The 8,481-nt window shown below is 64.6% G+C and carries 7 protein-coding genes; 3 read left to right on the top strand and 4 right to left on the bottom strand.

What is annotated here, in order from left to right; all coding sequences use genetic code 11:
- The 3 genes from OXH56_02550 to lpxB all read right to left on the bottom strand — a co-directional run.
- Positions 1-1,190, bottom strand: a 1,190-nt coding sequence (locus tag OXH56_02550) for a hypothetical protein (GenBank protein MCY3554180.1), incomplete at its 3' end; no start/stop codon positions are given.
- A gap of 39 nt (positions 1,191-1,229) precedes the next feature.
- On the bottom strand, positions 1,230-1,889 hold the full coding sequence (locus OXH56_02545) for a lysophospholipid acyltransferase family protein (GenBank protein ID MCY3554179.1): 660 nt from the start codon (positions 1,887-1,889) through the stop codon (positions 1,230-1,232).
- On the bottom strand, positions 1,876-3,366 hold the full coding sequence (lpxB, locus tag OXH56_02540; GenBank protein ID MCY3554178.1) for a lipid-A-disaccharide synthase: 1,491 nt from the start codon (positions 3,364-3,366) through the stop codon (positions 1,876-1,878). The genes OXH56_02545 and lpxB overlap by 14 nt, the downstream gene beginning before the upstream one ends.
- 100 nt (positions 3,367-3,466) lie before the next feature.
- Between lpxB and OXH56_02535 the strand changes: the two genes are divergently transcribed.
- Genes OXH56_02535 through OXH56_02525 form a run of 3 tightly spaced genes read left to right on the top strand, consistent with a single transcriptional unit; the run spans position 3,467 to position 6,536 of the window.
- Entirely contained in the window at positions 3,467-4,498 is a 1,032-nt protein-coding gene (locus tag OXH56_02535; GenBank protein ID MCY3554177.1) for a beta-propeller fold lactonase family protein, read from the top strand.
- Positions 4,499-4,503: 5 nt separating this feature from the next.
- Positions 4,504-5,838, top strand: a complete 1,335-nt coding sequence (locus tag OXH56_02530) for an HlyD family efflux transporter periplasmic adaptor subunit (GenBank protein MCY3554176.1) — start codon at positions 4,504-4,506, stop codon at positions 5,836-5,838.
- 23 nt (positions 5,839-5,861) lie between these two features.
- The gene (locus tag OXH56_02525; protein MCY3554175.1) at positions 5,862-6,536 is read left to right on the top strand and encodes an ABC transporter ATP-binding protein; all 675 of its coding nucleotides are present in this window, start codon (positions 5,862-5,864) and stop codon (positions 6,534-6,536) included.
- A gap of 104 nt (positions 6,537-6,640) precedes the next feature.
- On the opposite strand, the gene OXH56_02520 is transcribed toward OXH56_02525, so the two are convergent.
- Complete coding sequence (locus tag OXH56_02520) at positions 6,641-8,419, bottom strand: peptide ABC transporter substrate-binding protein (protein ID MCY3554174.1); 1,779 nt, start codon at positions 8,417-8,419, stop codon at positions 6,641-6,643.
- Between the last annotated feature and the right edge of the window lie 62 nt (positions 8,420-8,481).

Below are 8,481 nucleotides of genomic sequence, written 5' to 3'. Positions count from 1 at the left end.
ACGACCCTGCCGCCCCCGGTCCGCAGCAGGGCCGCGGCGCTCGCCCGGACGTTCTCGGTGTGGGGGCCGAAGAGGACCGGAATGCCGCATGCCGCGGGTTCGAGCAGGTTGTGGCCGCCGAGGGGAACCAGCGTGGCGCCGACGTAGGCCATGTCCGCGGCGGCGTACATGACCGCCAGTTCGCCCATAGTGTCCAGGATGATCACGTCGAGGTGACTGGAGACCGGATCGCCCGTGGCGAGCGGATCGCCCGTACCGTCCATATCACCCCCACCGTCATGACCGCCTACCCCGCGTGCTCCATCCATCCGCGTCCGACGGGCGAACTGCAGGCCGGCCGCCTTCAGCATCTGCTCGGCCGGGGGTATGCGCCGGAGGTGCCGGGGCGCCCAGATCATCTTTACATCCGAATACCGTTCCCGTACGCGTACGAAGGCCGCCAGTACGGCGCGTTCCTCTTCAACGGGCCGGGGGCAACCCGCCATGATGACCGGCTCGGACGCGGACAGGCCGAGTTCCAGGCGCAGCGCTTCCCGCCCGGGGTCCTTCTGATCGGCGGCCAGGTCGGACTTGACGTTCCCGGTCACGCGGACCCGGCCGGGGACCGCGCCGAAGGCTATGAACCGTTCCCCGTCGAGCGCATGCTGGACGCCTACGACGGCTAACTGCCGCAGCATGTGCCTGAACAGCGGCTTCACGAAACGGTTACGCGCGAGACTGCGATCCGACATGCGGCCGTTGACCAGGGCCACGGGGCAGTCATGAGCGGCAGCCGCTCCGAGCATGCCGGGCCAGAGTTCGCCTTCGAGCAGGACCAGCGCGCGGGGGCGTACCCGCCTGAACACCGGACGGACGATGAAAGGCGCGTCGAGGGGCGCCAGTCCGAAGTACCGGGCCTGGGGTACGTGCTTCCTGGCATAGTCCAGACCGGTTTCCGTAATCGTGGTGACCAGCACCTGGTAACCGGGGTGGCGTTTCGCGAATCCTCCAATCACGGCCGCCAGGCCGGTGGCTTCGCCCACGGACGCGCAGTGGAACCAGATTACCGGCCGGTTTTCTCCGTCGGGTACGAGGGGCCGCTGACCGAGCCGCTGGCGCATCCCGTACCGGTCCAGGATGGACAGGCAGACCAGGACCGGCGAGAGCAGCACGGTCAGCGCGGAATACAGTAAAGTATAGACAAAGACCATGTCAGGGACCTGTCGCTTCGTCACGAATCTGCCGGGTAATCAGGACGCGTCCAGGCTTCGTCCGGCGGTTTCCCTCGCTTCCAACAGGCGTCTCTGTAGTTCGGCCCGGTAGGGTTCGAGACGCTCGACCGATGCGTCTGCGGGTACGGTCAAGGGTTCTCCGAAGGCGATCGCCGTCTTGGAAAAGGGGCGTGGGACCATGAACCGGTCCCAGCTCGAAAGCAAGCACGCCTTGTGCGAAGCGACCGCGAAGGGCACGATGGGCAGGCCGGACCTCCCGGCGATGATCAGCGTGCCCGGTTTGACCTGGAGACGGGGACCCCGGGGACCGTCCACGGTTACCCCCAGGTCGTCTCCGGCCGCACCGACCGCCGCCATGCGGAACAAGGCGCGCGTTCCGCCCCGGGTAGACGATCCTCGAATGGTCCCGTATCCCATGCACTCGATAGCCCGGGCAATGAACTCACCGTCCCGGTGCTGGCTCACCAGTACCTGAATTCCCTGCCGGCGAAAAGCATAGGTGGCCACCAGCAGGCCCTCGTGCCAGAAGGCGTACAACACCTGCCCGCCGCCTTCCCGGGCTTGCTCAAGATACTCCGCGCCGATCCTGTGGATGGTGAGCGACCTTCCAAGCAGACCAATGGCGCCGGCGCTCAGTTTTCCGATCAGAGTATATACGGGGCTTTCAATGCCCGCCATCGGCTTTCCCTTCCCCGCACGGTCCGCTTTCCTCGCGGGGTCCACTTTCCCCGAGCGGCCCGCTTTCCTCGCAGGGTCCACTTTCCCCGAGCGGCCCGCTTTCCTCGCGGGGTCCACTTCCCCCGAGCGGTCCGCTTTCCTCGCGGGGTCCACTTTCCCCGAGCGGCCCGCTTTCCTCATCGTCCGGTTGATGCTCGCCCGTGCCGCCCGCCATGTCCAGGGCCAGATCGGCGACGCGCGACGATGCGCCCGGTGTTCCCAGCCGGCTTCGTACTTCCCGGAGTTCGCGTGCCATGGCCTGCCGTTTCGCCGGGTCCTTCAACAGCTCCATGACCACGGGCGACAGCGATTCCGGTTCGACGTCGTCCTGGAGAAACTCCGGAGCGATTCGCCTTCCCGCGACCACGTTCACCAGGCCGATGTCCGGTATGCTGACCAGGCGGCGGGCGATCCACCAGGACGGGCGGGACATGCGGTAGAGGACCAGCAGGGGCGTGCCGAAGCAGGCGGATTCCAGGGTTGCCGTTCCCGACGTGACGAGCAACAGGTCGGCGTGGCGCATGACCTCGTAGGTGCTTCCTTCCACCACGGGGACCCTCCCTGCGTCTTCTTCCAGGTCCGCATTCCCCGCGAGACACGCCGTCAAGTCGGTCCTGGAGACGGTTGGCGCCAGTCCGATGACGCCCTGGGTCCCGGGTAGTTCCTGCTGGACGGACTTCAGGGTTCCCGCCATCGCGGGCAGCATGCGTTCCACTTCCATGACACGGCTGCCCGGCAGCATCCCGATGATCGGTTGGTCGGGATCGAGGCCCGCGGATTCGCAAAATTCGGTCCTGGATTGCCTGCTTTCGAGCACCTCCAGCAGGGGGTGGCCGACGAAGACCACGTTACCCCCGGCTTTCTCGTACAGTTCCACTTCGAATGGAAAGACCACGGCCATGCAGTCCACGTTACGCACGATGGCGTGGATCCGCCGCGGCCTCCAGGCCCAGACCTGGGGACTGATGTAGTATAGGACGGGTATGCCCCGCTTGCGCGCCTTGCGGGCGAGGCGGAGATTGAAGTCGGGATAGTCGATGAGGATGACCAGGTCGGGACGCCGGGATTCGAGGAGCCCGTCCAGCCGCCGCAATGCCCGGCGAATGAAGGGCAGATGCCGGACGACCTCGGTAAGACCCATGACCGAGAAGCGTTCGATGTGGTAGACCAGCGCGCAGCCGGCCCGCTCCATGCGTTCCCCGCCGACGCCGAATACATCGGTTTCCGGTCGCCTGGCCTTGAGCGCGGCCACGACTCCCGCTCCGTGCATCTCACCCGACGCTTCGCCGGCGATAATCATAATCCGCAACGGCTTCGACTCCTCGGTTTGAACCCGGCGTACCAGGCCCGCTGGATTCTGCCCGCCCCGCCTGCCGCCCTGCCCGCCGCCCTGCCCGCCGCCCTGCCAGGCGTGCGGTACGGTAACAGCGACGGGCATCTTAAATCCAAAATACACTTTGAGGACGCAACCTCGGAGTATATTTTGAAGTCTTACCCGTTACGGTAGTCTTTAACTAAAAACAGGAGATCGGAAAAGCATGGCTGATTCCCCGTCCGGACGCACCGTTGTTTTCGTCTCGCTAACCGGCGACGAGCAGGTGAAGGCTTACGACCAGGACCGGGAGACGGGCGCCCTGACCCTGCGGTCCACCAGCGACGCCCACGGTCCGTCCGGGGCGCTGTGCCTGCATCCGGCGGGCAATCTCATGTACAACGCCCACGTGGAATCCACCACGCTCGCGTCCTACCGGCTGGACACGGACTCCGGCGAACTCTCCCTCGTCAACAAGGTGGATACGGGCATCGAGATCCCCGCGCACCTCGTTACCGACCGTCGCGCCCGGTTCCTGCTGACGGTATACTACGGGGGCGGCGGCATCACCGTGCACCGGCTGGGAGGGGACGGCGCGATCGGCGAGCTTGTGCAGTATATCAACACGGGCGAGAAGGCTCATGCCGTCTGCCTGGCGGTCGAGGACCGGTACGTGATCGTCCCCCACGTCTGTCCCACCAACAAGACCAATCAGTTTCGATTCGACGCGGAAACGGGCCAGCTGACCCCTAACGCACCCCCGGTACTGAGTCCTCCGGACGATGAAACGGGCCCCCGCCATATCTGCTTCCGGCCCGGCGGTGACGTGGCGTACATCGTCAACGAACAGGGCAATACGGTGACGGCCCACCACTTCGACGCGGATCACGGAACCCTCGAGATCTTCCAGAACGTATCGACCCTGCCCGAAGACTGGGCGGAGGGTGGGGCTACTGCCCACGTGGAAGTGCACCAGAACGGGAAGTGGGCCTATGCCTCCAACCGGGGGCATGACAGCATCGTGGGATACGACGTTGCGGCCGACGGCGCGCTGAGCGCCTTCGGGCACGTTTCGGTTCCGGCCAGTCCACGGTCCTTCAACGTCGATCCGGATGGCCGGTTTCTCTATTGTGCCGGTGAAGCCGCGGGCGTGATGACGGCCTATCGCGTGGACCTCTCCGACGGAAGCCTGCATCCGCTACGGGATTATAACGTAGGTGACAAGCCATTCTGGGTAATGGCGACCACTCTGGGCTAAAGCGCATGAGCGACAAGCGTCAAAACGGCGAAGCATCCAAGGGCCTGGTGGGCATGTTCACCGCCGAAAGGCAGCGTGAGCAGGACAACACCATGGACCGCCGGATCGAGAAGAAGCGCTTCACGCCGCGCCGGATCGCCTTAGGCGGCCTGGCGGCAGCGGTGATCGCCTTCGGGGCCTACGCGCTGCTCAGCGTCAATCCGTCCTCGCTGAACGTGGACGCCGAGAAGCTGACCCTGGCCCCGGTGACCCACGGCCCCTTCCTCGAATACATCGTGGAGCAGGGCGCGGTGATGCCGCTTACGACGATCTACCTGGACGCCGTGGAAGGCGGGCGGGTGGAAGAGGTCTACGTGGAGCAGGGCTCCCACGTCGAGGAAGGCACGCCCATCCTGCGGCTGTCCAACGCCAACCTGCAGCTCAGCGTCATGCAGCGGGAAGCCGAGCTCTTCCGCGAGGTGAACCGGCTCCGGGAGACGCGGGTGACCATGGAGCAGCGTCGCCTGAGCATGCGCGCCGGACTGGTGGAGACCGAATACTGGCTTCGCCAGGCCGAGCGGGAGCATGCGCGCCAGGACGAGATGTTCAAGGCGGAACTGACCTCGCGGCAGGACTACGACGAGGCAAAGGACAACCTGGAGTACCTTACGCGCAGGCGGGACGTCACCGTCGAGACACTGCACCAGGACTCGCTTTTCCAGACGATCCAGATCCAGCAGCTCGAGGAATCGATCGACCGGCTGCGCCTGAACCTGGAACTCATCAAGCAGAACGAGGAGAACCTGACGATCCGCGCGCCGATCACGGGACTCCTGTCCTCGCTCATCGCCGAAGTGGGCGAGTCCAAGCCCGGCGGTGACCGGCTGGGACAGATCGACGTGGAGGACGAGTTCAAGGTGCGCGCGGCCATCGACGAGCACTACATCGCCCGCATCCGCTCCGGCCAGTCCGGGTCCTTCGATTTCGCGGGCGGGACCTACGACCTGGTGATCAGCCGGGTGTACCCCGAGGTGATCGAGGGGCAGTTCGAGGCGGACATGGTGTTCCCCGAAGGCATGCCCGAGGGGCTCCGCCGCGGCCAGACGCTGCAGGTGCGCATCGCGCTGGGCGAACTGGCCGACGCCATGCAGGTGCCCCGGGGCGGTTTCTACCAGAAGACGGGCGGGCGCTGGATCTATGTGCTGGACCCCACGGGCGAGTTCGCCGTGCGGCGGGAGATCCGGCTCGGCCGGCAGAACAGCCAGTACTTCGAAGTCCTCGAAGGCTTAGAAGAGGGCGAAACGGTCATCACGTCCATGTACGACAACTTCGGCGACATGGAAAGATTGGTCTTGCAGTAATCATCACAATACGGGAGCAAACCATGATCAGGACCGAGCATCTCAAGAAACTCTACGCGACCGAAGAGGTGGAGACGACGGCGCTGAACGACGTGACCATGGCCGTGGACCAGGGCGAGTTCGTGGCGATCATGGGCCCCTCGGGCTGCGGCAAGTCCACCCTGCTCAACATCCTCGGCCTCCTCGACAACCCTTCGGGCGGGGAATACCATTTCCTGGACCAGGAAGTGTCCGGCCACTCCGAGCGGCAGCGGGCCAACCTGCGCAAGGCCAACATCGGCTTCGTCTTCCAGAGCTTCAACCTGATCGACGAACTGACCGTGTACGAGAACATCGAACTGCCGCTGATCTATCTGGGCACCTCGAAGCAGGAGCGCAAGGAGCGGGTGGACGCGGCCATGGAGCACATGCAGATCCCCCACCGCCGGAACCACTTCCCGCAGCAGCTCTCCGGCGGCCAGCAGCAGCGCGTGGCCGTGGCGCGGGCGGTCATCGGCAACCCCAAACTGATCCTGGCCGATGAGCCGACGGGTAACCTGGACTCGGCCAACGGCGCCGAGGTGATGGAACTGCTGAGCGGCCTCAACGAGGCGGGCACGACCATCATCATGGTGACCCACGACCAGACGCTGGCCGACCACGCCCACCGGATCATCCGTCTCTTCGACGGGCGCATCGTGCAGGAAGCCGCGGCGTAATCGGGACCGGACCTGGCACTCGGTGATGAGCGTCCCGGGGATCAGGTGAGGTCACGACGAGGAAGGCCGCGTCCCGCGAATTCGCTGGCGACGCCCGCTGGGACCTACCGGGTGGTCAGCCAGTCCCAGAAGCCGGTGGGTTCTTTCTTCGGGGCCGCATCCTGGACTTCTTCCGATATATACAGGGTCGGCATCAGATTCAGCATCTGGTTGCCCCGCCACGCCCTGTACCCCCACTTGTTGGTCTCCAGCGCCGCACCGCGCACGTAGGGCCGCCACATTTCATTGATCAGGGTGTGCCAGAGGAACACGCCGCCCACGTCGCGGACAAGGATTTCCTCCGCTTCCTGGTATAACGCGTCGCGTCGGTCCGGATCTCCCACCAGTACATTAGCCCGAAGCACCAGATCTTCGAACCGCGCGTTATGCCAGGGATGCCTGCCGTTCGACAACCACAACGTGAGCAGGTTGCTGGCGTCGACGTAGTCATAGCGGTAGGGGATGAGCGCCAGGGTGAGTTCCTTGGCGTTCATCGTCTCCGTAAACACCTTCCTTTCCACGTTCCGCACCCCGACCTCGATATTCAGATTCTGCCTCAGCATGGCCTGGACCGCCTCGGCGGCCGTGCTGTGCACGATGGTTTCTCCCCGCAGCCAAATACTCACGGCCGGGAATCCCTCACCATCGGGATAACCAGCCTGCGCCAGGAGGTTACGCGCCATTACCGGATCGTAGGCCTGGATGGAAGCCAGCGCTTCGGAGTTGGCTGCGGGAAACCCCGGCGGCGACATGGCGGCGGCCGGCAACGCGATATCCCGCAGGGCCGAACTCATGAGCGAAGCCTGATCTACGGCGTGGCTGAAGGCCCGGCGCACCCGCCGGTCGTTGAAGGGCGGGTTGTAGGAATCCATCAGTAGATAGTAGGTCTGGAAATCCACGTAGGTGTTCAGGTGGTCCTCCAACGCGGGATTGGATTTGACGCGGTTGATTTCGGCCTGGTTGCTCAGCACGATGTAGTCGACTTCGCCGGCTTCATAGGCTGCGAGGTACGGCGGTTGAGCGGCGGCGTTGAAGAGTTGCGCCGTGATGCGTTCCAGGTAGGGCTTGTTGGGGCCCCGGTACGTGGGACTCGGCTCGAGGACGATGCGGTCGTTGATGGTCCATTCCTTGAGCCGGAAGGGACCGCTGCCCATGTGGGTCTCGGCCCGGGTCGACCAGGCCGGGCCATATTTCTCGAACAGGTGGGTGGGGGTCACCCAGCTGTAATTCAAAAGCTCCGGCGCGTAGGGCGTCGGCTGGGTCGTGGTGAAGGCGATGGTGTGCTCGTCCAGCGCTTCGACGCCCAGCGAGTCCAGGGGCATGCGGCCGGCCACGACATCTCCCCAGTTTTTGATGGGCCGGTAGTACCATTCGAAATCGAACCCGGTCTTCGGATCGGCCCACCGATGGAACGATGCCTCGTAGTCGTAGGCCGTTACGGGCCGCCCGTCGCCGAAAATCAGGTCCCGCTGCAGATGGAAGATCCACGTGAAGCCGTCTTCGGTCACTTCCCAGTGGGTCGCCGCGGCGGGGAGCAGGTTGAAGTCCCGGTCGACCCGGGTCAGCGGTTCGTTCGTAATGGCGAAACCGAAGACTTTCTGGTAAGAGGAAACGGCCCGGTCCATGAACCGGTTGTTCAATTCGAAGGTGCGCAGGTGCTGATGCTCAGGCGGCGCGGCGTCCGGGGGAAGCGTGACGCCCACGGAATTGACCTGAGCCGGTCCATCCTGGCTGGATGGGTCGGCTACGGCGGCCCCCAACAGCGTGACATACAGGAGCGCCGCCGAACCTGTCAATACAACCGCGAAGGCGAGAATACCCCGTATTCTGATGTTTGATGGCATGCCCATGCAGCGGACCGATCTGATGAGTGAAGCCGTGAGCAACTACACGTAGATGAGTGAAG

The organism is Gemmatimonadota bacterium (assembly GCA_026702745.1).
Lineage (GTDB): Bacteria > JAAXHH01 > JAAXHH01 > JAAXHH01 > JAAXHH01 > JAAXHH01.
Note: the sequence above shows the minus strand (reverse complement) of the source record. Positions and strands in the feature narration are given on the sequence as shown.

What these genes read in the sequence shown, in the direction of transcription:
- OXH56_02535 (MCY3554177.1), top strand. Translation starts at nt 3,467, where the DNA reads ATGGCTGATTCCCCGTCCGGACGCACCGTTGTTTTCGTCTCGCTAACC.
- lpxB (MCY3554178.1), bottom strand. Translation starts at nt 3,366, where the DNA reads ATGCCCGTCGCTGTTACCGTACCGCACGCCTGGCAGGGCGGCGGGCAG.
- OXH56_02520 (MCY3554174.1), bottom strand. Translation starts at nt 8,419, where the DNA reads ATGCCATCAAACATCAGAATACGGGGTATTCTCGCCTTCGCGGTTGTA.
- OXH56_02530 (MCY3554176.1), top strand. Translation starts at nt 4,504, where the DNA reads ATGAGCGACAAGCGTCAAAACGGCGAAGCATCCAAGGGCCTGGTGGGC.
- OXH56_02525 (MCY3554175.1), top strand. Translation starts at nt 5,862, where the DNA reads ATGATCAGGACCGAGCATCTCAAGAAACTCTACGCGACCGAAGAGGTG.
- OXH56_02545 (MCY3554179.1), bottom strand. Translation starts at nt 1,889, where the DNA reads ATGGCGGGCATTGAAAGCCCCGTATATACTCTGATCGGAAAACTGAGC.